Source organism: Paenibacillus sp. Soil766, assembly GCF_001428105.1.
Lineage (GTDB): Bacteria > Bacillota > Bacilli > Paenibacillales > NBRC-103111 > Paenibacillus_E.
Window position 1 is genome coordinate 262,590 of sequence record NZ_LMSJ01000034.1, and the last position, 22,524, is coordinate 285,113.

A 22,524-nucleotide genomic window follows, 5' to 3' on the forward strand; every position below is an offset into this window, starting at 1 on the left:
TATAATCGATTAAAAGGCATAGGGGGGAGCACGATGCATCTTACCATTCGTGAAGCGTTGGCGATTTATCCTTTAACGGAAGCGAAACTAGTCGCTGGAAAACAAGGGGAATCCCGAATTGTTAAATCAGTCAATGTCATGGACGCACCTGATATTGCAGATTGGACGAAATCAGGTGAAATGCTGTTTACAACAGCCTTTGCGATGAAAGACAGCCCGCAAGAAACCGTGAACCTCCTTCGTAAATTAAACGACCGCGGAGCTGCGGGTCTAGGGATTAAGCTTGGGAGATTTTGGACGGAGCTGCCGCAAATCGTCATGGACGAAGCGGATCGATTGCATTTCCCAATTATTGAAATGCCTTTTCAATTTACATTTTCAGATGGCATGAATGCCCTTTTTAACGCCGAATATCGACGGAATACAGAACTGCTGCATTCGGTGCTTGAGAAGCAGAAGAAGCTGATGCAATTTGGACTGAAGCAAGACAAGATGCTCTCTATGTTTCAACTTGTCTGTGAAATTTTGGGGTACCCGATGGCGGTTGTTGGAGCGAGAGGTCAAGTTTTATATAATACAAGTAACTGGAGTTCAGATCAACTTGCTCAGCATTGGCCGACAAAACGTAAATCAGGTTGGGTGTACGCAGGCAAAGAGAGAGCGTACCGCGTGGGTTTACAACAACAAGATGATGAACCGTTTGGCCATCTGTTAATTATGCCAGATGTGATGTTACTTGCAACTGTAGAGGAAGGATTGTTTCAACAAGCCGCAGATATTCTTACGTTCCATATGAGTTATACATTTAGATCACATGTGGAAGCTTCGGCAGAGCGAGATCTACAGAACACCCTGCTCCGATATTTAGATAAAGGTACGTCCCTCGAAGAGTTTATGGAGCAAGCGGAGTCCAGAGGATTATTCATCTTTACAGGTAGCTACCAATGTGTGATTGGGAAGTTCAAGAAGGAGTCATTGATTCCAACTGCCGCAAACGAGAAGCTCAGAGATTTAAAGCCTTACATGGAGTCCCATTCAAAATCAAGCAACTTGCGTGGACATCATTTTGTTTTGAAAGATCACATCTTCTCGATTTACTCGACGACACAAGCCGACGGCTTCCCTGAAGAAGAGCTATCGCAATTGTTAAGTAAATTTGAGGGAGATGCTGGTCAAGCGTCAGATCGAGATGGCATGGTGTTCTACACATCATCGATGAAGGTGAAGCCGACAGCACTTCGCGAAGCGTACTTGGAATGTAGTGAGACGGGGCGAATGGCAGAGAAGCTCTGTTTGCCAGATCGAGTTCTACATTACGAAACGATCGAATTCGCTCATCTCTTTCAGCACATGTCATCACCGATGATGGAGGATTACTGTGCGAAGATCTTGCGCCCTCTCCTAGAGAAGGATCCTGAGTACTCCCAAGAGATGATCCGCACTCTTGAAGTTTTTATTCGGAACGATGGTCAAGTCAGTGAGGCGGCAAAGCAATTATTCATTCATCGTAATACGGTTACGTATCGGTTGGAGAAAATTAGTGATCTTCTGCAAGTTGATTTCAAAAAAGTAAATGATCTCTTGAAGCTAAAGGTGGTTTTCCTTTTCCGTCAATTCTTGCAAGTAAGATCTTAAATGATTAGAACCCGAGGGCCATTAAGGTGCTAAGGGTTTTTTAGTTTGAGTAATGTAGGTAACCAGCTTAGTTGCATAAGCGAATTCGTTGCCTTATAATTTTGAAGAGAGAGTAGAGAAAGGAGATGTGAAACATGTCTGCATGGAAAGAGTTAACGACGTTAACAGAATGGCAGGAAGTACTTGATCGTTCGAGCGAAAAGCCTGCTGTCATTCTGAAGCACAGTACAACTTGTCCAGTAAGTGCGAGTGCACTTGATGAATACGAACAATATTTGTCTGGAACACACAACGAGGCAGTTGATTATTTCTTGGTGAAAGTGATTGAATCACGTCCGGTTTCGAATCAAATTGCAGAGGACCTAGGAATCAAGCATGCGTCCCCGCAAATTCTTTATTTCAAAGATAAAGAATCCATCTGGAATACTTCGCACTGGTCAGTGACGAACAAACATATGTCCGCGGTTTTGGACTAATTCTGTCACACATACAACCCTTCGTTTGGTCTACGTGATGTAGGTGAAACGAAGGGTTTTTTATGCTGTCCATTAAATGAACGATGGTCAAAAAAAGATTGCTTAGCCAAACAATCCTCCTATATACTTATTGACGACAACATGAAGGATACGTTCACTTAAGGAGTTACTTAAACATGAATGCAATGAATAAAACAAAAGTCCCCATCCCGATCTACCTATTAATTGGCATTATTGCGATCTCTTTTTCTTCTATTTTTGTAAAATGGTCAGATGCATCAGTCGCTGTCATAGCCATGTATAGACTATTTATGACGAATGTATTAATGCTGCCATTCCTATGGGCTTATCGTAAAGAGTTTCAGAGAATTAAACTGAGAGATTGGATGCGCACCGCCATATCTGGCATTGCACTTGGTCTTCATTTCTTATTCTGGATGGACTCACTCCGATATACCACTGTGGCTAGTTCAACTGCGATATTGACGCTTGAGCCGATTTTTGTGCTCATTGGTGCGTTCCTGCTCTATGGTGTTCGGACAAACCGTACCTCATTGATTGCGATGTGTATCGCGATTGTGGGTGCCATTTGCATCGGATGGGGTGATTTTCAATTTTCCGGAGAGGCGCTTAAGGGGGATATGCTGTCCTTCGTGGGGACGATCGCTGTAGCGTTTCATATGTTACTTGGCAAAAGCTTACGCGAACGTATCTCCGCATATGTTTACAGCTTTCTCGTTTTCTTATTCGCTGGATTAACGCTTGCGGTGACGAATGTTTATTCGGGAGAATCGTTTACAGGCTATCCGATGAAGGAATGGGGGATCTTTTTCCTGCTAGCCTTTGTTTCCACGATTTTCGGTCACTATGTATTTAACTGGTTGCTCAAATATATGAAAGCTTCATCGGTGTCGATGACCGTGCTTGGAGAGCCATTGGGTGCCTCTATATTGGCTTATTTCTTATTGGGTGAGACGATATCGACGATACAGCTTTTAGCTGGTTGTCTCCTATTGGTTGGCGTAGCCTTATTCTTACGTAGTAATGAGAAACCTTAGGAGCAGAGGATTGTTCGCAAAAATAGTTTTATGAGAACACCTTATTTGCTAGTCCGGAAGAGAAATCAGGAGAATATCGTTATGATATAGCGATATTTCGAACTAAATGGCCGTATTTTGCTCATTTTGATCGAAATAGCGCTATTTAATCATGCTATAGTGTCTTGAAACCTACTTGTGGAGCAAATAGCGGTATGGCAGACCCTTAATTAGAATCGCTTGAAGAGCGGAAGAACGTTCATTTCGCAGCGGCAAATTCCTCTTTAATTGAAGCTAATAAAGCTGGTTTGGAGAGTACTTCATAAGCTGTATAAGCTAGCGCCTTGGCTGTGAAGAGCATACTGTCTAGTGCAGGTTCTGTCATGGCGAGATCACGGAATTCCTTGGTATGGAGCAAATGGCGCTCATTAACTACCTTCACGAATGGATGGATGGTAGGACACTGAGTTGACACATTGCCGAGATCGAGGGAACCGTGATCTTTGCCAATTTCGATTTCCTTCGGATGGATGCCAAGCTCGAATAATTGATCTGTAAACACGTTGGACAAGGCTTCATTCGTACGGAGCTCGTCATACGAGTATTCGTAGAACGATGTTTTTAGTGAACAGCCAGTTTGGAGTGCAGCGCCTTCTGCGCATTTGAGGACTTTCTGAACTAGCTCATTCGTATATGTGCGTGTAGCCGAGCGGACGTAAAATCTAGCCACGGCATAATCTGGAATGATGTTCGGTGCTTTACCGCCTTCGCTGATGATACCGTGAATACGGGCATCCGTCTTGAGCTGCTGGCGCAGTGCATTAATGCTGTTGAAAAGTTGCAAGACTGCGTCAAGCGCATTGATACCTTCGTATGGATGAGCCGCGGCATGTGCGGAACGGCCGAAGAACTCGTATTCAATCGCGTCCATCGCAAGAGATTCGCCTGATTTTTCATAAGTATAGTACGGGTGTGCCATAAGAGCGATATCAACGTCTTGGAAAAGCCCAGCCGCAGCCATGGGAACCTTGGCGCCTTTCGTTTCTTCTGCTGGCGTACCATACACACGTATGCTGCCACCAGTTTCGGCTATGACGGATTTGAGGCCGATTGCAGCCCCGATACTCATCATGCAGATGAGATGATGGCCACAGGCATGACCGAGCTCAGGAAGTGCATCGTACTCGGCCATGAACGCTACAACGGGACCAGGTTGACCCGAGTCGTATGTCGCGATGAAAGCGGTCGGTATATCGAGAACTCCCCGTTCGATCGTGAACCCATGAAAGGTTAATTCTTCGGTTAAACGAGCAAATGCAAGGAACTCTTCATGCCCAAGCTCTGGGTTTGCCCCAATAAAGCGAGAGATGTCTTTAAATCTTGCGGCATTACTTTCTATGGTTTGAGCGATCATTGATTTCATGGCGTGGTAAGCTCCTTTGTTGAATGGTTCTTAACTCCATTGTAGTATATAGAAGCAAGAACTACCAAATGCAAAGACAAGAGGCAATAAGAAGGATCATTTTTGAACAGTGAAATTGGAGGGGTCGTCGATGATGAAATATGGAGCAGAGCATGAGGAACATCGGTTTAGCTTATGCTTTCTAGAAACGGAAAGCCGCGGACAGTGGCGGGATGTTTATTTAGGGATCCAATTGGAAGAGGGAGAAAAGCTTCCAGAAGATTTATTAGATCCATCTATTCTTGTGATTTGCAATATGGAAGGTGAAATTGTACAGATTGTCTTGCACGATGAAGGTTGTGATAGTGAGTTCCAATTTACCTATGCGGAGAAGGAACAAATTGAAAAATATGTGAATCAACATGTAAGCGCCAAAAAAACGACGAATGAACCCCTGTAGGTATCCCTTCCCAAACTGGGCGGTGGCGCATATAGTAATATACGTCACGCTTTAGGGGAGAGGATAGCGATGGAAAAAAGAATTCAATATTTGGCATTTGGTGATTCTTTAACCGTTGGTTATGGTGCTGAGGAAGGTCAAGGCTTCGTTTCGCTGTATCGACAAAGGTTAGAATGTTTGCTGAATGTACCTGTTTCCTTGCGTCATGCGGGCACCAATGGTGCCACGACTGCGCAATTGCTGGAGACTATCGAATCTGATCCGCAGCTTCAGAAGGATATTCAAGAAGCGACTCTCATTACAATTACAGCTGGCGGTAACGATCTCATTCAAGCAGCTATACCATTCTTTTATGACGGCGATAATACGGTACTCAAAACAGCTCTGCAAACGTACGAATCCAACTATCGTAAGCTTATCGCTCAAATTGAACGGTTGCGGCAAGGTATACAAACCCCGTATCTATTGGCCTTGATTGGTTTATATAATCCATTACCGCAGATCCCAGATGCTGCTTATTGGGTACAACGTTTTAATCTATTTCTGCGTAAATTAGAACAGCCGCACATTCAAATCGTGCAGGTTTACGACGCTTTCGTTGGTCAATCGGCACTATTTTTGTCTGAGGATGCCATTCATCCAAATGATCTAGGCTATGAGCGTTTGGCCAACCAATTAGAGGTTGCCGTCTCCTTACAGCAGCTGCAGCAGTTGTTCATGTGAAATGAAACTATCGCACATAACCAAATACAGAAATGACAGGCGCTGCCAGCCGGCACGATTAAGTGCCAGATGGCATGGTGATAGAGGATGCGCCTCCATACATAACATATAGATTGGACGACGAAACGATGTACTTACCTTCATTTCAATTGAATCATAAAGTGGCCCTAGTGACTGGGGCCGGAAGAGGCATTGGACGAGCGCTCGCAATTGGCTTAGCAGAAGCGGGGGCTGACGTAGCAATTTTTGCTCGAACAGCTTCAGATTTGGAAGTGGTGGCGGGTGAAATTCGGGCATTGGGTAGACGAGCCTATCCATTTACGGTAGATGTAACGAATCGCGAACAAATTGAAGCGGCTGTTTCGTCTATCATCAGAGAGACGGGGCGCATAGATGTTCTCATCAATAATGCTGGCATGAACATCCGTAGCCAGGCTTTGGCCGTCACAGATGAGGAATGGGACACCATCATGCAAACGAACTTGAAATCTGCTTTCTTGTGCTCGCAGATCGTCGGTCGTCACATGCAACAACGTGAATATGGACGAATTATCAATATTGCCTCGGTTGCAGGGCAAGTAGCGCTGCGAACGGGTGTTGTATATGCTGCAACAAAAGCGGCGATGATCCAAATGACGAAGGTGCTTGCCCTTGAATGGGGGAAATATGGCATTTTGGTAAATGGGATTGGTCCATGGTATTTCAAAACGCCATTGACAGAGAAAATCCTAAATCAGCCGGATTATTTAGCCGAAATCATTGCCCGCACACCACTTCGTCGTGTAGGGGAGCTTGAGGAACTTGTTGGGCCAGCTGTATTCCTGGCATCTGATGCAGCGAATTATATCACAGGCCAAACGTTGTTTGTGGATGGCGGTATGACAATTTACGGATTCTAGTAAAAAAAAGCGCTGTATGCTGCGGTTGGCTGCATAAGTGCTTTGGGGAAAATGGGAATTAATACCATTTTTTTTATTTTTTATGCAATAGATTCACGAAAATTGTTTAATTATATCTAAAATTGTAAGATTGAGCTTTCGATATAGTTCTAATATACTATTCACAGATCTGGGCAAAGAATCATTGGTCAGACTTTTAGGAAGTACAGCCAGTTAAGATGGTAGTATTAGGGTGTTCATTTCTCGAAACCTATCAGCAGGTTTTCGCGTACTAGTAGGGAAGGCGGCACAAGAGGCGTTAGAATGTCGAAACGCGTCAGAGATTCAAGCGATTGTTACGTCGTTTCGAGCCACTTCGGACTACTTAAGCTAGGTATTGTTTTCGCAAAAAATTAAGAAATGAGTGGACAGCCATGACGACAATCAAGATTATCACGGACAGCAGCTGCGACCTTCCAAGAAGCACTGTAGAGGCAATAGGAGCAGGGATCGTTCCCTTATCTGTTCAATTTGGCGAGGAATGTATGCCGACAGATATGGATGTTGCCGATTTCTATGCTAGGATGAAGCGGGAGAGCGTGTTGCCGAAAACCTCAAGCCCTTCACCTGGGCACTTCCTAAGTGAGTATCAGAAGGGCGGTCCTGATCAAGATATTCTTGTGCTGTGTCTATCATCGGCGTTAAGCTCAACGTACCATCATGCTGTTATGGCGAAAGAAATGCTGTTGGAAGATGGTTATATAGGCCGGATCGAAGTCATTGATTCCAAGACAACTTCACTGGGTTTAGGCGTACTTGTGTATCGAGCAGCGCGGATGGTGGCAAGTGGTATGTCGTATGAAGAGCTAACAACGTCCATTCAGCAAGCGGTAACGAGCTCAGGTACTTTCTTTTTCCTCGACACATTAGAAAATGTAATTAAAGGTGGAAGACTCGATCGTGTGCGCGGCGCAGTGGCTTCTGTCTTGAATATTAAGCTTCTTATGAAAGCAAGTGAGGAAGGCGCAATTGAGGTTGTCGATAAAATTCGCGGCTCACAACAAGCCTTGAAGCGATTACTCTCATTTCTTGGTGAGAAAGAGCATGATTACGAGAAGGACGTGATTGCTATCGCACATAGCAACTGCGAAGTAAGAGCTCGCGAATTCATGGCTCAACTTTTAGAAAAACACCCGTTCCGCAATGTGATATTCTCCAATATGGGTACTGTAATTGGCACCTATGCTGGTGAGGGCGGCGTATTAGTCGCTTATTAAGCTGAAAAAAGACACCTATCTCCCGATCGATGCAAGTGATCGGTGAGTAGGTGTCTTTTTGGGTATTTATTTCGGAAACTCCGTTGTTGTGATCTCCGGTTGATCCACAATAACTAGCGGCGAAATATCTCCTGTCACGAGCAGCCAAAGCTCATGCAGGGCGCGTGTACATCCAACATAGAGAAGCTTCGCATCCATAAGGGTTGTTTCATAATGCTCCGCTGTAACGTCCATCAGAATAACGGCATCGAATTCTAAGCCCTTGGTCAAATAGACAGGCAGCACTGATATTCCGCCGCGATAGACGCGTTGTTTAGAGGTGATTAGATTCGTCTCGATCCCGGCAAGTGTCAAGGCTTCATGCAGTTCCAGAGCTTGCTTCTCCGTACGTGCGACGACAGCCACGGTGCTGGAAGTGCCGGCGAGTAAACTCGTAATCGCCTTATGGACCATCGGCAGCCGCTCCTTGAGCGAAGTCTGCAGGACACGAACTTTATTGCCACTGCGGAAGACGGGGACCGCAAGCAAGGGATTGCTTACACCGCGCTGGAGCACCGAATTGGCAAACTGGATGATTTCCATGGTGGAACGATAGCTCCGCTCAAGTTCGAAATATCCTGTTTCCTCTTCTTGGAACAGACTGGAAAATTCCTTCCAGTCTTGGATGCCCTGATACGCATGTATCCCTTGCGATAAATCGCCCAAAATCGTGAATGAACTGTTGCGGGTGTATGCATCTAATACCGCGACTTGGAATGGCGAGAAGTCTTGCGCCTCATCTATGACAACATGATCGAATAGGCGATCCGATGAAATGCCATGAAGCCGAGTATGAATGTAAAGCAGAGGAGCTAGATCCTCAAGCCCAACTTCTTTCTTTTTGAATAGCTTCGCAGATGCAGTTACGATGGGCTCTGGTATGCTCTGGAGCAGATCTGTGGGCAAGCTGTCAGGTCGACCTTTGTCGGTGAACAGCATTTTGTAAAACGTAAACGCGGTATACTCAGGCCATGCCGTCAAATAGGTCCGCAGCTTCTGAGCTGATTTCTTCTTCAGCTCTTTCTTCAAGCTTTGCTCCCAAACTTTCTCTAGCTGGATCTCCATCCAACGCTTGATACGTGCAACGACACGCTCGCGACGCTTGATCATCGGATAATGCTTATTCTCGACGAAGAACCATTCGCGAATGGTGGCGATGGGCAGCTTAACACCATCCCAAGGTGAGAAATCTGCAGTAGGTACGTAGGTGGCTTCAAGACGATTCAGACAATCATCTAGGTAACTTTGGAAAGTGATAGCCCCTTTGAAGCGTCCTGGCGCTTGGTCGTCGACTGGAGGCCGCTTGCTTCCGAGCGCAAACCAACGTTGCAAGGTGAGCTCTTGATCTGCGATCTGCACTTCATGATCGAGCACATCAAGTGCCCAGTCTGTAAAGGTGCTCTGCTGGATATTACCGACCCCGAGCTCAGGCAACACACCTGAGATATAGTCCAAGAACATCGAGTTAGGCGCGAAAATGATCATGCGTTCCGCTCGAACTTGTTCGCGGTATTGATAGAGAAGGAATGCGAGGCGGTGCAGAGCTACGGTTGTTTTACCGCTTCCTGCGACCCCTTGAATAATGAGTGCGGTATTCTTCGCTGCACGGATAATCCGATCTTGCTCCGCTTGAATCGTGGAAACGATATCGCGCAGCTTGTTATCTTTATTTTCGCCTAAGCGGTAAAGCAAGAACTCATCGCCGACAGAGAGGGAGTCTTCATTCCGATCATATGTATCGACAACACGCTGGAGAATCTGCTTGCGCACAACAAGGTTCCGCTTCAAATAGACTAAGCCGTCAATGATGCCGTCAGGTGAATCATAAGAAGCTGCATCCAAGCCGCCTGTGAAGGAATAGAATAAGCTTGCAACAGGAGCGCGCCAATCGATGACAAGAAGTCGACCAGTACGTTCGTCTTCAACACCTGCTTTACCGATATAAAGCGGTGATGGGGAGCCGTTACCCCTTTCTTCGAAGTCAAGGCGGCCGAAATAAGGTTCATCAATGGCTTTGGATAAATTGTGCCTGCCGTTCTCGCGCAAAACTTCAAGTGCTTGCTCTGTTAGATCAGGACCGTAATAAACGGGAGTTGCTCTAAGGCGTTCCAATTGTTTATCAATTTCCTTATTCGTTTGTTCAAGCCGTTGAAGTTCTTCTTGATAGGCACTTTGAGTCTTTGTGTCCAAGATCAGTTACCTCCTAAGATCAGATGTTGTCTATTGATTTGTAATAAACAGGTAAACACTATAACATACCTGGCGGGAGATAGAAAGTGATTCTGGAAAATCATCAGCGATCATTTGGGCTTCTGTGGAAAGGAATGGTATACTCAGAAAGTATACATCTTAATTCATGGAGGCGAAGGGATTCATGTCTATTTATGATATCGCAGTTACAACGATTTCAGGCGAAACACAAACACTTTCAGCATATAAAGGGAAGGCGCTTCTCATTGTGAATGTTGCTAGCGCTTGCGGACTTACGCCTCATTATAAGGGGCTTCAAGCGCTTTATGAGCAATATCAAGACCAAGGGTTGGTTGTACTCGGTTTTCCTTGTAATCAATTCGCTGGCCAAGAACCTGGAACGAATGAAGAGATCCAAGCGTTTTGCGAGCTTAACTACCAAGTGACATTCCCGTTATTTGATAAAATCGATGTAAAAGGTGAGCATGCGCATCCATTGTACACGTATTTGCTAAGCCATACGCCTGAGCCGTATGCTACTGGCGACATTGAATGGAATTTCGTGAAATTCTTAGTTGATGCGAACGGAAATGTGATTAAACAATACAGTGCTCGTACGGAACCTGCTGACATTAGCGCCGATATTGAGGCAGTTTTAGCTTAAAGGAAAGATGAGGTGGACGCGCAGTGGGGTCCCAAAACGGGTTTATTTATGCCCATCCCGATGATGAAACATTCTTGAGCGGATGCCTCATTCGCCGTCTTGCTGACGCTGGAGAAGACAATGTCTTACTTCTAGCCACACGTGGCGATGCGGGAAGACAAGGATTAGAGCGGGCGAAGAATCGGCAAGAATTAGCGGAGCTACGAGAACAAGAAATGCGTGCAGCAGCGGATATCCTAGGGATTTCAACGATTGAACACTTAGGCTGGCCTGATGGACAGTTAGATGAAGTTGATTTTGAGACACTCGTGACACAGATCATCACGTTTATTCAGCGTCACGAAGTTGAGAATGTTTACACGTTTGCTGAGGATGGCGGTAATGGACATCGAGACCATATTGCGATCTCCAAAGCGACTACTGCGGCTGTTCACAGTGGAGCTTGTCCAAGTGTCAGGAAATTGTATTATGCCTTTTCTCCGCTGCTGCGTTCGCAAGGGCATCAACCGTCCATTCTAGTTGACACTGAGAAGGAATGGCCCGTAAAGGCTGCTGCACTTAAAGCGCATCAAACACAGCATGTCACGATCGGGAGACACTTTGGCAATCTGGTGGATTTTCCGGAAGAGAGACGCTATGAGGCCTTTGTTCTCGGATGGCAGGTTGATATCTAATTGGCAACATTTGAGAAATATCTTCTGGTGTACCCCCAGAAATCGACAAGTAGTGACGAATGCTCTTATAGAGCAGGTCATTCAATGTTTCTAGGGGAGTGTAAGGATGTCACTTTGCAATTGCGATAAATGTGGGCGCGTGTTCCTCACGAAATGGGAAACAAGATGTACAAGCTGTTCGCAACTGGTATTGATCGATTCGAATAAAGTAAAGGATTTTGTTCGAACGCATCCGCGAGCGAGTCTTATTGAAATTTACCATCAAACAGGAGTTTCCTTACAAACCATAAAAGAATTAATGAGAGCTTAACCGCACCAGCAACTAAAGGAGCTTTCGAGTATGCCCCATATGATAATTAGAGGAATCAGTGTTCCTCAAATCCAAGCTATAAGTACTGCGCTGATTGTTGAATTGGCGGATGTCTGTTCTTGCGGTACAGACAATTTCATGCTGGAATGTTTGCCGACCGTCTCTATCTTCCAAGGGGAGATCTGTGAGACCTATCCATTTATAGAGGTAGGCTGGTTCGAGCGAGGGCAAGAAATTCGTGATGCGTACGCGAAGGTTCTGACGAAACATATCTTATCACTCGGGATTCCTGAAGTAGAAATTGCTTTCAAGGTCTATCGGGAAGATAGTTATTATTGGAATGGGAAGTTGGTTTAATTCACTTGACTTGCCAGGACAACTTATATTTCATTCAATTATGTAAATCTCTTACTCCACTTTAATGTGGTGTGAGGGTTTTTTTTATGCTAAAAGTCATAATTCACGCAATCGATATTGCAGGCGATTATAAAGTGGGATACACTGAATCGACAGAATCTGATTTCCAGTATGACTTCGGGAATCACATGATAGGAGCGATTTGTGGTTGAAGACATTAATTATTGCGGAAAAACCCGATATGGGCCGAAACATAGCTGCCGCAATAGAACCAAAAGCCAAAAATATGAGGTCACATCTTGAAGGTGAGCAATATATCATCACGTGGGCAATCGGACATTTGATTGAGTTGGCAGAACCGGATCATTATGACGAAAAATATAAAAAGTGGAATATTAATCATCTCCCGATTATTCCTTCAGAATTTAAGTTAATTCCTAACCCGCGTACGTATGATCAACTTAAGGTGATTGCGGAGTTAGCGAAGAAATGCAATCAGCTAGTTAACGCGTGTGATGCTGGGCGTGAAGGGCAGCATATTTTCTCCCTTATCCAACGTCATCTGGGGCTCAATCAGCCTGTTAAGCGGCTTTGGATCTCTGATTTAACCTCGGAAACGATCCGCAATGGGTTCGCAACGCTGAAGGATGGCGCCGAATACGAGAACTTAACGCGCGCCGCACGCTCCCGTAGTGAAGCGGATTGGCTGATTGGCATGAACGGTTCACGTGCGTTTACGACGAAGCATAATGTGTTGCTTTCGGTGGGACGCGTCCAAACGCCGGTGCTCGCATTGATTTATGATCGTCAAAAGCAGATTGAGGCGTTTTCCTCACTCAAATTTTATGAGCTGGAGGGTCACTTCGCCCAAGGCGAAACACCTTACCGAGGCATGTGGCAGGGTGAACGTTTCACGGATGGCGAGAAGGCTTCTGCACTTGCTGCTAAGGTGAAAGGGAAACCGGCACGAATTCAGTCTTATGAAGTGAAGGAAACCAAAGAATTCCCATTCAAATTGTATGATTTGACCTTGCTGCAACGTGAGGCGAATGGGAAATATGCGTTTTCTGCAAAGAAAACATTAGATACGGCGCAAGCATTGTATGAGAAGCACAAGGTTATTTCTTACCCAAGAACGAATTCCAACTATGTGACAGAGCAAAATATTCCGGACATGCATAAAGCGCTCAACGCTTTGCAAGGAACGGCTTATCATGAGCTAGTACAAGGCGCTAATCGCAATCTTGTTCATATCAATAATAAATTTATTTGTAATCCAACCAAGGTTGAGGATCACCACGCTATTTTGCCGACGAATAAGAAGGCATCAGGACTAAGTCCGGATGAACAGAAATTGTATGATCTCATTGTCAGACGTTTTCTTTCTCAGTTTTATCCTCCTGCTGCTTACAAGGTACATACGGTCATGACGGAAGTGGAACAAGAACTGTTCAAGACAACCGTCAAAGAATTGTTGTCGCTAGGCTGGAAGGTTATTTACGCTGATCAGAAGAAGGAAAAGGCCAAGGCAACCAAGGGGAAAGAGAAAGAAGACACTGAAGAAGACGAAGAGGTCGAAGTCAACGAACCGTTCTCCATCGATGCGAATGGGGACGTGGTGTGTACGGATGCGATTGTGAAGGAGAAAGATACACAGCCGCCTAAGCACTTTAATGAAGGAACGTTACTGAAAGCGATGGAAAGCGCGGGGAAGCAGATTGAGGATGAAGAGCTTCGCGATGCGATGAAAGACTCTGGCCTCGGCACGCCTGCGACTCGTGCAGCAACGATTGAACGCTTGAAGAAGGTCGGCTATATCGACATGCAGGGTAAGAAAATCATTTTGACTCAGAAGGGTAGAATGGTTGTTGAATTGATTCGCGGAGCGGGTATTGAGCTATTGACGTCTCCTGAGATGACAGGGCAATGGGAGCGTAGGTTGAACGAAATTTCCCGTGGCACAGCATCGGACGACCAGTTTATGCACAATGTGAAGCGGTTTGCGACGCTGATCGTCGATAAGGTGCGCAAGCAAGCTAGAGCTTCGAAAACGGATTTCGAAGGGGAGATTGCACCGGAAACCAGCGGCAAGCGTGGCGCAGCTTCGACGAAGACGGTGTCTCGTGGGGACGGCTCTGCGAAAGCTCCTGCGAAGAAGAAAGCATCTGCTGCGAAACCTGCAGCGGACGGAGCTAACACGTTCATTGCAACGTGTCCGAGACCTGGCTGCGGCGGCTCACTTTTTATGGGGCGTAAGGGCTATGGCTGCTCGCATTATAAGGAAGGCTGCAGCTTCGTCATTTGGAAGGAAAGCTTCGGACGAAGCTTAACAGACACGCAAGTGCAAGCACTCGTTCAGAAAGGGAAAACGACGAAGCTGAAGCTGGTTTTAGCTGATGGGACAGAAACAGACGGGAAGATTGTGCTGATGGACGTTGCTACGGGAGCACTCGGAACGGAATGAGTAAATGGGGGAACTATGGAGTGAAACCTGTTACGAATGATTGGTTGACGGTTTTGGCAGAGGAATTTCAAGCACCTTATTATAAGGAACTAGAACAGTTTCTGCAGCAAGAGTATTCCCAGCATACGATCTATCCACCTGTGGATGAAGTGTTTCGTGCGTTGGAGTGGACCTCATTTGCGGATACGAAGGTAGTAATACTTGGACAAGACCCCTATCATGGAAGCGGACAAGCCCATGGGCTAAGTTTCTCTGTGAAGCTTGGGACTGCAATCCCGCCTTCGCTTAGAAATATGTATAAGGAACTAGTCTCAGATCTCGACTGTCCTATTCCTGATCATGGCTATTTAAAGGCGTGGGCAGATCAAGGTGTTCTGTTACTTAATACGGTTTTAACCGTACGAGAGGCATTACCTAACTCACACAAAGGAAAGGGCTGGGAGAGATTCACGGATCGAATCATCCAAGCATTAAGTGCGCGTGAGCAACCCGTCATTTTTCTACTCTGGGGAAGCCATGCACTAGCCAAACGATCTGTGATCGACACCACGCGACATGTCATCATAACATCGGCTCATCCTAGTCCGTTATCGGCATATCGCGGATTCTTTGGCAGCAAGCCTTTTTCTAACGTTAATGCCGTATTGAATCGACTTCAAATGACAGAGATCGACTGGGAAATCCCGAATAATAAGCATAACAAAAACCATGAATGACAACATTCGTGGTTTTTTTCATTATGTATCGACCGAAACCTACGTTCCGAAACGAATAGTATGTATAGACTATGTAAAGATTGCCTAGCTCTTCTATAATATAGGTTGTACATAGGTAATCGGCAAGTTCAGCTCGCAATTTTTACCTGATTCGTAGGAGCGGTTTCCGAGAACTTCGCGAAATGCGTCGTAATCAGCTTCGGTACCTCGCTGCAAGACTTGGATGGCTGCTTCAAGCACAGTGACGGCATCCTCCATCGCTGTCTCCAACAACTCCCATACACTGAAGGTATAGGTTTCATTCAGATCCGTTGGACAGTTCCAAGTCGTCTTGGCTTCATTGAAATAATCGCGTGGAGCGGGATGCTTCGTGTAAACCAATGGCGATATTTGACCTACTGTCAATATTCGCTTGATACCATGCGGATCATGAAATAACCGTTGTGCACGGATCATGTCATAGTAGGCATCATCCCAATCGGAATCTTTCATTTGTGAGGCGATTCCGGGATAATGGATTGCGGTTGCAGCGGTGAGAGCCGGAACGATGCCTAAGGGGAATTTTTCACCTACATATATTTCTTTCCATACGGGTGTTTTCCACGTTTGGATATCTCGCTCATGCTTGGCGTAAAGGGTATCCATGATGATTTCAAATCGTTGATGATCCCATTTCTTGAAGCCGGATTTATAGAATACATATGGATGTAAATTGCGATCCAAAACATGGTGTGTCAGAAATCCGAGAACATAGAGAACCGCAGGATTATATAGGCCGCGGCCTCGCACCTGTCGAACTAGATCAAGTAAGAAAGGTCCACAGGAATCTTTGTGCATGAGACTACCGAGTGCATTTAACTTCTTATCTTTTTGCCAAGGTAGGAAGTTGTGATAAAAAAGAAAATCAGGTCCTTGGCAGCCAAGTGAAAAAATGTGACGCTGCTGTTTATCATTAAGAACCGAAGTATGACCGAGTTGGTTCATAGCTTTTTGACCGAAAATTAAATGTGTCCAAATATTAGGCAAGGGAGCATCCTCCTATAACTCGAGATGAAGAATAATGAACGTTTTCATTCTAACATATTGACGGAAAGTAAGGGCATATTTCGTGAACAATTTCAAACCATAAGGTTTTAATTGCAGGATTGTTTGTAGGATTGTCGAATCTATCAAACGGTGTGGATTACCATCTAAGCATGTACCCTGGGGGAAAAAATATGAATAAACATTCGGAAATGGAGCCATCGTTCGATGCGATTTTTGAATTCACCACAATGGGAATGGCTCTGATTTCGCTTGAGGGTCATTGGTTGAGAATGAATCGCAGTTTGTGCGACATCGTTGGCTATACAGAGCGGGAGCTCCTTACTACGCAAATGAAGTTGTTAGTAGAACCTAATCAAGTGCGTCACATAGATCGTATCATGAAGAACTTACTTAATGGAGAGTTACCTAAATCTCAAGAAGCGATTCGTATTATTCATAAGAATTCAACTTTACTATACGTTGACTGGCGGATGTCAATCATACGAGATTCGGAGAGCAAGCCACAGGCATTCATTGTTCAAATGAACGTCGTCTCCCAACAGTCCGAGATGGAACGAAAACTGGCGGAAAGCGAACAGCGCTATAAATCTTTGATTGAACATAACCCCGCAGGTATTCTGACTTGTGACATTCATGGACGCATTCAAGGTGTTAATCCAGCCATGGAAAGGATTCTAGGTTACTCTAAAGATGAATTGATCTCTCAATTTATTCATCATATTTTTATGCAAAATAACACGAGAATAGCTGATGCAGCAGAGATGCTGTTGCAAAGTGATAATTATATGGTAGTGTTTCAACAAGAGAATGGCGAACAAATTGAATTAGGTGTCAAAAATGTTCCGATCATTGTCAATGATAAATTGGATGGCGTGTATTTAATTGCTAAAGATATCACGCGATTCAATCGTGATCGAGAATCATTGCGAGTCGCTCAACAGGATCTTCATGATACCGTACGAAGACAACAGGGGATGACTTTAAAGTTCAGAAAAATAAATGGTAATTTCATCCATACATTATGTGATGGTGAGCTGTTGTATCGTTTGGGTTTTAAACCAACACACATTATAGGGAATACACTGCATGATATTTGGCCGGCCTTTTTGGCCAGTTCTATAGAAGCTTATTACCATCGAGCATGGAATGGCGAAGAAAATGTGATGTTTGAAGCAACTTTCAGGGGGATTACCTACCTCACTTCCTTGCGACCCATTATGGAGAATGAGCGCATGGTGGAGGTTATCGGCTCGTGTGTTGATATTACGGAACGTAAGCGGATGGAAACAGAGCTCAGAGAAACGAAGGAGCTTCTGGAATCTGTTATTAATAACACCTCAGACGCCATTAGTGTGCTTGACTTGAATGAGCGAGTGATCTCAGTCAATGCGGCACATGAGCATATTTTTGGTTGGAGTCAAGCGGAGTTAGCGGGTCGAATATTACCGATTTATCCTGACTACTTGGAAAATGAACGCAATGAGATATATAACGAGCTACGATTAGGTAAGCGGATATCAGGAATGGAATCGGTTCGACTTCGCAAAGATGGTCAATTGATTCACGTGAGTATAACGAAAACACCAATTCGGAACGAAAAGGGTGATATTTTCGGATTTGCAGGTATCACGCGAGATATTACTGAACGTAAGCAAACGGAAGAGCTTCTCCGAAAATCAGACAAGCTTTCCGTTGCAGGACAGCTCGCGGCGGGACTTGCACATGAAATTAGGAACCCTCTTACCTCGCTTCGCGGTTTCTTACAGCTACTTCAACATGATCTCAAAGATAAGAAGCATTATTTTGACATCATGTTATCTGAGTTGGATCGCATCAATTTCATTGTTAGTGAATTTCTAGTGATCGCTAAGCCGGAAGCTATAACGTATAAAAAGAGCGATCTAGTGACGATATTGCAATCGGTCATTGCCCTTCTGGATACGCAAGCCGTACTCTGTAACGTTCAACTTGTGTTGGAATTCCAATCGGAGATACCAGAAATAACGTGCTCGGAGATGCATTTGAAGCAATTGTTCATTAATTTGATCAAAAATGCGATGGAAGCTATTCCAAAGGACGGTCAAATCAAATTAATCGTTTCTTTACATGGGATTGATCAGATTAGAGTTCGGACACAAGATAACGGATGCGGGATACCTGAGGAACGATTGAAACAGCTAGGGGAGCCCTTCTATACGACGAAAGAGAAGGGAACTGGCTTAGGTTTAATGATGTGCTTCAAGATTGTAGAAGCGCACAAAGGAACCATGAATATCCAGAGCCAAGTGGGGTTTGGGACGACAATCGATGTGTTCTTGCCTACTTATACAAGGGATCATAGTTGACTTCCTTGCGTTATGTACGTTGAGATGTTGAAAACCGCCGTCGGGTTGAACCGAGAACGGCGGTTTTCTTATTTCTAGAATGCAATACTAAATTCCGAAGTTTCTCTCGAATACCAAGTTGAAATAGTGGTGTTATTTTCATTGTAAACAAGAACATGATCTGGCGTGTATTTGATGATAATCCCTGTAGTTACTTGGTAATAAACGCCTAGTTGATCGAGTGACCATACGAACACAGGTGTTTTCGTTAGGGCAGCAGTAAATAATTCTGAATCTGTATCTAGTAGCTTTGTTCCGTAAATCATCAATACACCTCTGTCATATGGTTAGTTGTAAGGCACTTATTAATAGGGACAGTATGGCAAATGAAATCATCACACTGTGTTTATAATTTTTTTTGTGGCGTTCTGATTTCTTTCCAAGTAGAATCAAGATTGTCTTATTTCAATTCGTTACTTTGAGGATTTCCTAAATTATGTAGAATATGAGCATTCGATGCCCGAAATTTTACATGTGATGTGATTGAGCGAATTACCAGTGATATCGAAGATGAACGATAAAGGAAAAAAAGAGGGTTCCCTAGCGTTTGAATTCCTTGTATAATAGGAAAGCTTTGCTGAATTGACAGTAGGTAAATTATGATTGGGTAGAAGGGGAAAGGGGTCAATGGCAGTGATTGTGGTTGGGGGAATGATCGGTCTTGGTAAGACATCTGTATCCACTTTACTTGGACAAGAACTAAATTCGAATGTTTACTATGAGAGTGTTGATGATAATCCGATATTACCGCTTTTTTACACAGCATCACCGGAAGAAATCGAAAAGCATCGGTATCCGTTCTTGCTGCAATTACACTTCTTGAATACGCGATTTAAGGCCATTAAACAGGCATTAGTACATAACCGAAATGTACTGGATAGAAGTATTTATGAGGATTGGTATTTTGCCAAGGTGAACCGTGAGTTAGGGCGTATTTCACAATTAGAATTTGATGTATATGAAGGTTTGGCTGATAACATGATGTCAGAGTTGGCGGAGCTGCCTAAGAAGGCGCCTGATCTGATGGTCTATTTGAAAGCTTCATTCGAAACTGTTATGTACCGCATTGGTCTCCGTGGCCGCAGCTTTGAGCAGGATCAATCGTTGGTTGATTATTATCGCAAGCTTTGGTCTGGATACGATGACTGGGTCATGAATCACTACCATGCATCTGAAGTTCTCATCGTTGATATGGACCGGGTAGATGTTGTTAACCGCGCGGCAGATGCAGCGCAGTTGGTCCAAGAGGTTCGTGCGAAATTATCTGATTTGGCAATCGTATAAATGCAGTAAGCGAAATTTGTCGAAATGTAGAAAAGACCCCCTCAAACCTGAGGGGGTCTTTCGAATTATATAATAGAAATTTTAATTCTACAGTGTAATCCTAGAAAGCGAAGGTGATGATATTGTTGTTTATTGTATGTTACAAAGGCAAGCCTATGAGTGCACCACTGCCGAAATTAGCAGCAACGGAGAAAATGTTGAAGCTTAGTCGTTCATTTGCCAATCTTGAGCTCGTCGAAGTGCATCAACAACAATGGCAAACAGCTGCGAATATTTAGGACCCTATATATCCCATTGCGTATTCAAAACTCCTTAATCAATAGATTAAGGAGTTTTTGTGTTGTCCGCTTTGTGTTACATTTAGAGTGGGAATTATATTAGAAAGTGGAGGTAGTTCGAAACATGCTACTGGAAGTTATCGCGACTACGTTGCAAGATGCCTTAAGGGCTGAAGCTGGCGGCGCAGATCGGATTGAACTTGTTGCAGATTTGCAACAAGGGGGGTTAACGCCCGATACAGAGCTCGTTAAGCAAATTATAGCTTCCGTGCAAATACCAGTGCACGTTATGATTCGTCCGCATGCTCGCTCATTTCATATGTCTGAGGCTGATATATCAACCATGCTCGCTTCGATCCAAAGTGCGGAGCAAGCAGGTGCCAACGCTCTTGTATTCGGCATGCTGTCACCGGATTTGAAGATAGATCGCCTTCATCTTGAGATCTTGTTGGCGGCTACTACTTTACCGATTACGTTTCATCGGGCCTTCGACGAAATTAAACAACAAGCAGAAGCTTTGGCACTGCTGATGTCATATCAACAAATTCATTCCGTCCTCACATCTGGAGGCGCCGCAAGTGCACTTCATGCTGTGGAACAGATACGGTTACTAACAGCTCTTACCCGCGGTAGTCAATTAAGCGTCTTGCCAGGCGGTGGACTTACGCTTGACAGTTTGGCTTCATTTGTCCAGGCAACAGGGGTACAAAGCGTCCACCTAGGCACAGCTGTTAGAGAAAATGGAACTGTGAGCGGGCCAGTGGAGGAAGAGAGAGTAAGACAAGCGAGAACCATATTAGATGAACTCATTCAAGAATATCCGGAGGGAGGTGGAGGTCACGAATGAACATTCTGATCCTTGGCGGCACCAAATTTCTAGGTAGAGCACTGACGGAAGCGGCAATGGTCAATGGGCACGAAGTGACATTGTTCCATCGCGGTCTTCATAATGCTGCTGCATTCCCTCAAGTACATCACATTCTAGGTGATCGTAATGGCGACCTGGCTAAACTGCAGGACAGGGAGTGGGATGCGGTAATTGATACGAGTGGTTATGAGCCGGAGTCTGTAATGGCAGCAACCGATATGTTGAAAAGACAAGCGAAGCACTACACATTCATTTCTACCATATCTGCGTATGCGGATCTAAAGCAGGTTCAATTAGATGAAACGGCAGCCGTGTTACAGCTTGAAGAGGCAGCGGATCCTGGACAGCGCTATGGGGCGCAAAAAGTGGAATGTGAAAAGGTTGTCCAAACGGCATTTTCGAATGGAGCGCTTATCATTCGTCCTGGACTCATCGTTGGGCCTTATGACGCTTCAGACCGATTCACCTACTGGCCAGCACGGTTACGACGAGGCGGTGAGGTGTTAGTTCCGCTGCCCAAAGAGCGCAAGCTTCAATTCATTGACGTACGTGACTTAGCCTCATGGACGATAAGCTTGATTGAACAGGGCATAACAGGAACGATTCATGCGAGTGGAAGCGATTATACGATGGAAGAGGTCGTTGAGGCATGTAGAACCAAGGACATAGAATCGACGCTTACTTGGGTGACTGAAGAGTTTTTGCTGCATCACAATGTAGGTGGTTGGATGGAGCTTCCACTGTGGCTGCCGAGCGACAGCTGGGTAGGTATGTTGCAATTAAACAATGCGAAAGCGTTCAATTCGGGTTTAACGACGAGAGCTCTCGTTGACACGGTGAAGGATACAAGAGCATGGGATCAAAGTCGTGACCCCGATGTTAAACGGGTAGCAGGGCTGGACCCTGAGAGGGAGGAGCAACTGCTGCTGGCATGGCAGGAGTGGTTGGCTGGTCAAAAATAATTTGAGTTTTGTCCAATAGGCGGATGCATAGCTGCGAGATTTTGAATATAATGTAAGAGTAAACTCTGAGAAGATGAGGTGCTGTCTATGTATGATTCCACAGATATTCAAAGTAACAAGGGAATGGCTATTCTTGCGTACATTCTATTTTTCATCCCGCTGATTGCGGCAAAGGAGTCCAAATATGCTTGGTACCATGCTAATCAAGGACTCACTTTGTTTTTGGCTTGGGTCATTGTGAATGTCGTGCTAGGTATTATCCCGTTCATTGGTTGGATTCTTCAGCCTATTGCTAACTTGGCTTTGGTGGTTTTGGCCGTGCTGGGTATTGTCGCGGCAGCGCAAGGCCAAGTTAAACCTCTTCCCATTATCGGCAGTTATACACTTCTTAAGTAGTAC

At 44.8% G+C, this 22,524-nt stretch carries 24 protein-coding genes; 20 read left to right on the top strand and 4 right to left on the bottom strand.

The window, feature by feature from the left end; translation table 11 throughout:
- Window positions 1–33 precede the first annotated feature (33 nt).
- The 3 genes from ASG89_RS24695 to ASG89_RS24705 all read left to right on the top strand — a co-directional run bounded on the left by ASG89_RS24695 (window position 34) and on the right by ASG89_RS24705 (window position 3,169).
- Window positions 34–1,635: a PucR family transcriptional regulator gene (locus tag ASG89_RS24695; RefSeq protein ID WP_057313674.1), complete on the top strand. Its 1,602-nt coding sequence runs from the start codon at window positions 34–36 to the stop codon at window positions 1,633–1,635.
- Window positions 1,636–1,769: 134 nt separating this feature from the next.
- Window positions 1,770–2,111, top strand: a complete 342-nt coding sequence (gene ytxJ / locus ASG89_RS24700; protein ID WP_057313675.1) for a bacillithiol system redox-active protein YtxJ — start codon at window positions 1,770–1,772, stop codon at window positions 2,109–2,111.
- Window positions 2,112–2,287: 176 nt separating this feature from the next.
- On the top strand, window positions 2,288–3,169 hold the full coding sequence (locus tag ASG89_RS24705) for a DMT family transporter (protein ID WP_057313676.1): 882 nt from the start codon (window positions 2,288–2,290) through the stop codon (window positions 3,167–3,169).
- Between the two features lie 238 nt (window positions 3,170–3,407).
- On the opposite strand, the gene ASG89_RS24710 is transcribed toward ASG89_RS24705, so the two are convergent.
- Entirely contained in the window at window positions 3,408–4,571 is a 1,164-nt protein-coding gene (locus ASG89_RS24710) for a M20 family metallopeptidase (RefSeq protein ID WP_057313677.1), read from the bottom strand.
- Between the two features lie 130 nt (window positions 4,572–4,701).
- On the opposite strand from ASG89_RS24710, the gene ASG89_RS24715 reads away from it, so the two are divergent.
- The 4 genes from ASG89_RS24715 (at window position 4,702) to ASG89_RS24730 (ending at window position 7,888) form a co-directional block, all read left to right on the top strand.
- Window positions 4,702–5,010, top strand: coding sequence for a hypothetical protein (locus ASG89_RS24715; protein ID WP_057313678.1), 309 nt, complete (start codon window positions 4,702–4,704; stop codon window positions 5,008–5,010).
- 69 nt (window positions 5,011–5,079) lie between these two features.
- Window positions 5,080–5,733: a GDSL-type esterase/lipase family protein gene (locus ASG89_RS24720; protein WP_057313679.1), complete on the top strand. Its 654-nt coding sequence runs from the start codon at window positions 5,080–5,082 to the stop codon at window positions 5,731–5,733.
- 128 nt (window positions 5,734–5,861) lie between these two features.
- Window positions 5,862–6,632, top strand: a complete 771-nt coding sequence (locus ASG89_RS24725) for an SDR family NAD(P)-dependent oxidoreductase (protein ID WP_057313851.1) — start codon at window positions 5,862–5,864, stop codon at window positions 6,630–6,632.
- A gap of 413 nt (window positions 6,633–7,045) precedes the next feature.
- The gene (locus tag ASG89_RS24730; RefSeq protein WP_057313680.1) at window positions 7,046–7,888 is read left to right on the top strand and encodes a DegV family protein; all 843 of its coding nucleotides are present in this window, start codon (window positions 7,046–7,048) and stop codon (window positions 7,886–7,888) included.
- A 66-nt stretch (window positions 7,889–7,954) separates the two neighbouring features.
- Here the strand turns inward: ASG89_RS24730 and ASG89_RS24735 are convergent, their stop codons facing one another.
- Window positions 7,955–10,117, bottom strand: coding sequence for a HelD family protein (locus ASG89_RS24735; protein WP_057313681.1), 2,163 nt, complete (start codon window positions 10,115–10,117; stop codon window positions 7,955–7,957).
- A 184-nt stretch (window positions 10,118–10,301) separates the two neighbouring features.
- Here ASG89_RS24735 and ASG89_RS24740 point away from each other — a divergent pair, with 184 nt between their 5' ends.
- The 6 genes from ASG89_RS24740 to ASG89_RS24760 all read left to right on the top strand — a co-directional run bounded on the left by ASG89_RS24740 (window position 10,302) and on the right by ASG89_RS24760 (window position 15,302).
- A complete protein-coding gene (locus ASG89_RS24740) occupies window positions 10,302–10,781 on the top strand; it encodes a glutathione peroxidase (RefSeq protein WP_057313682.1) in 480 nt (159 codons plus the stop codon).
- A gap of 23 nt (window positions 10,782–10,804) precedes the next feature.
- A complete protein-coding gene (locus ASG89_RS24745; protein ID WP_057313683.1) occupies window positions 10,805–11,455 on the top strand; it encodes a PIG-L deacetylase family protein in 651 nt (216 codons plus the stop codon).
- 340 nt (window positions 11,456–11,795) lie between these two features.
- The gene (locus ASG89_RS24750) at window positions 11,796–12,122 is read left to right on the top strand and encodes a DUF1904 family protein (protein ID WP_057313684.1); all 327 of its coding nucleotides are present in this window, start codon (window positions 11,796–11,798) and stop codon (window positions 12,120–12,122) included.
- Window positions 12,123–12,208: 86 nt separating this feature from the next.
- On the top strand, window positions 12,209–12,334 hold the full coding sequence (locus tag ASG89_RS38265) for a hypothetical protein (protein WP_268795659.1): 126 nt from the start codon (window positions 12,209–12,211) through the stop codon (window positions 12,332–12,334).
- Window positions 12,331–14,586: a type IA DNA topoisomerase gene (locus tag ASG89_RS24755; RefSeq protein ID WP_057313685.1), complete on the top strand. Its 2,256-nt coding sequence runs from the start codon at window positions 12,331–12,333 to the stop codon at window positions 14,584–14,586. The genes ASG89_RS38265 and ASG89_RS24755 overlap by 4 nt, the downstream gene beginning before the upstream one ends.
- On the top strand, window positions 14,583–15,302 hold the full coding sequence (locus tag ASG89_RS24760) for a uracil-DNA glycosylase (protein ID WP_057313686.1): 720 nt from the start codon (window positions 14,583–14,585) through the stop codon (window positions 15,300–15,302). The genes ASG89_RS24755 and ASG89_RS24760 overlap by 4 nt, the downstream gene beginning before the upstream one ends.
- Before the next feature lie 93 nt (window positions 15,303–15,395).
- Here ASG89_RS24760 and ASG89_RS24765 read toward each other — a convergent pair whose 3' ends face one another.
- Window positions 15,396–16,328 (bottom strand): zinc dependent phospholipase C family protein, encoded by a 933-nt coding sequence (locus ASG89_RS24765; protein ID WP_057313687.1) that lies wholly within the window; start codon window positions 16,326–16,328, stop codon window positions 15,396–15,398.
- A gap of 191 nt (window positions 16,329–16,519) precedes the next feature.
- On the opposite strand from ASG89_RS24765, the gene ASG89_RS24770 reads away from it, so the two are divergent.
- Window positions 16,520–18,694 (top strand): PAS domain S-box protein, encoded by a 2,175-nt coding sequence (locus ASG89_RS24770; protein ID WP_057313688.1) that lies wholly within the window; start codon window positions 16,520–16,522, stop codon window positions 18,692–18,694.
- Between the two features lie 74 nt (window positions 18,695–18,768).
- On the opposite strand, the gene ASG89_RS24775 is transcribed toward ASG89_RS24770, so the two are convergent.
- Entirely contained in the window at window positions 18,769–18,999 is a 231-nt protein-coding gene (locus ASG89_RS24775) for a hypothetical protein (RefSeq protein ID WP_057313689.1), read from the bottom strand.
- 142 nt (window positions 19,000–19,141) lie between these two features.
- Between ASG89_RS24775 and ASG89_RS38700 the strand changes: the two genes are divergently transcribed.
- The 6 genes from ASG89_RS38700 to ASG89_RS24795 all read left to right on the top strand — a co-directional run bounded on the left by ASG89_RS38700 (window position 19,142) and on the right by ASG89_RS24795 (window position 22,521).
- Window positions 19,142–19,216: a DUF3900 domain-containing protein gene (locus tag ASG89_RS38700; RefSeq protein WP_414813286.1), complete on the top strand. Its 75-nt coding sequence runs from the start codon at window positions 19,142–19,144 to the stop codon at window positions 19,214–19,216.
- A 144-nt stretch (window positions 19,217–19,360) separates the two neighbouring features.
- Window positions 19,361–20,017 (top strand): deoxynucleoside kinase, encoded by a 657-nt coding sequence (locus ASG89_RS24780; protein WP_057313690.1) that lies wholly within the window; start codon window positions 19,361–19,363, stop codon window positions 20,015–20,017.
- Between the two features lie 125 nt (window positions 20,018–20,142).
- Complete coding sequence (locus ASG89_RS36655) at window positions 20,143–20,295, top strand: hypothetical protein (protein ID WP_157276788.1); 153 nt, start codon at window positions 20,143–20,145, stop codon at window positions 20,293–20,295.
- A gap of 124 nt (window positions 20,296–20,419) precedes the next feature.
- Entirely contained in the window at window positions 20,420–21,142 is a 723-nt protein-coding gene (locus ASG89_RS24785) for a copper homeostasis protein CutC (protein WP_063868124.1), read from the top strand.
- Window positions 21,139–22,125, top strand: coding sequence for an NAD-dependent epimerase/dehydratase family protein (locus tag ASG89_RS24790; RefSeq protein ID WP_057313691.1), 987 nt, complete (start codon window positions 21,139–21,141; stop codon window positions 22,123–22,125). Before ASG89_RS24785 ends, ASG89_RS24790 begins: the two co-directional genes overlap by 4 nt.
- A gap of 87 nt (window positions 22,126–22,212) precedes the next feature.
- Complete coding sequence (locus tag ASG89_RS24795) at window positions 22,213–22,521, top strand: DUF4870 domain-containing protein (protein ID WP_057313692.1); 309 nt, start codon at window positions 22,213–22,215, stop codon at window positions 22,519–22,521.
- Window positions 22,522–22,524: the final 3 nt, after the last annotated feature.

Coding starts and splice junctions, on each gene's coding strand:
- ASG89_RS24740 (WP_057313682.1), top strand. CDS start 10,302: ATGTCTATTTATGATATCGCAGTTACAACGATTTCAGGCGAAACACAA.
- ASG89_RS24715 (WP_057313678.1), top strand. CDS start 4,702: ATGATGAAATATGGAGCAGAGCATGAGGAACATCGGTTTAGCTTATGC.
- ASG89_RS24790 (WP_057313691.1), top strand. CDS start 21,139: ATGAACATTCTGATCCTTGGCGGCACCAAATTTCTAGGTAGAGCACTG.
- ASG89_RS24710 (WP_057313677.1), bottom strand. CDS start 4,571: ATGAAATCAATGATCGCTCAAACCATAGAAAGTAATGCCGCAAGATTT.
- ASG89_RS38265 (WP_268795659.1), top strand. CDS start 12,209: ATGCTAAAAGTCATAATTCACGCAATCGATATTGCAGGCGATTATAAA.
- ASG89_RS24760 (WP_057313686.1), top strand. CDS start 14,583: ATGAGTAAATGGGGGAACTATGGAGTGAAACCTGTTACGAATGATTGG.
- ASG89_RS24770 (WP_057313688.1), top strand. CDS start 16,520: ATGAATAAACATTCGGAAATGGAGCCATCGTTCGATGCGATTTTTGAA.
- ASG89_RS24795 (WP_057313692.1), top strand. CDS start 22,213: ATGTATGATTCCACAGATATTCAAAGTAACAAGGGAATGGCTATTCTT.
- ASG89_RS24720 (WP_057313679.1), top strand. CDS start 5,080: ATGGAAAAAAGAATTCAATATTTGGCATTTGGTGATTCTTTAACCGTT.
- ASG89_RS24705 (WP_057313676.1), top strand. CDS start 2,288: ATGAATGCAATGAATAAAACAAAAGTCCCCATCCCGATCTACCTATTA.
- ASG89_RS24750 (WP_057313684.1), top strand. CDS start 11,796: ATGCCCCATATGATAATTAGAGGAATCAGTGTTCCTCAAATCCAAGCT.
- ASG89_RS24695 (WP_057313674.1), top strand. CDS start 34: ATGCATCTTACCATTCGTGAAGCGTTGGCGATTTATCCTTTAACGGAA.
- ASG89_RS24780 (WP_057313690.1), top strand. CDS start 19,361: ATGGCAGTGATTGTGGTTGGGGGAATGATCGGTCTTGGTAAGACATCT.
- ytxJ (WP_057313675.1), top strand. CDS start 1,770: ATGTCTGCATGGAAAGAGTTAACGACGTTAACAGAATGGCAGGAAGTA.
- ASG89_RS24785 (WP_063868124.1), top strand. CDS start 20,420: ATGCTACTGGAAGTTATCGCGACTACGTTGCAAGATGCCTTAAGGGCT.
- ASG89_RS24730 (WP_057313680.1), top strand. CDS start 7,046: ATGACGACAATCAAGATTATCACGGACAGCAGCTGCGACCTTCCAAGA.
- ASG89_RS24725 (WP_057313851.1), top strand. CDS start 5,862: ATGTACTTACCTTCATTTCAATTGAATCATAAAGTGGCCCTAGTGACT.
- ASG89_RS24775 (WP_057313689.1), bottom strand. CDS start 18,999: ATGATTTACGGAACAAAGCTACTAGATACAGATTCAGAATTATTTACT.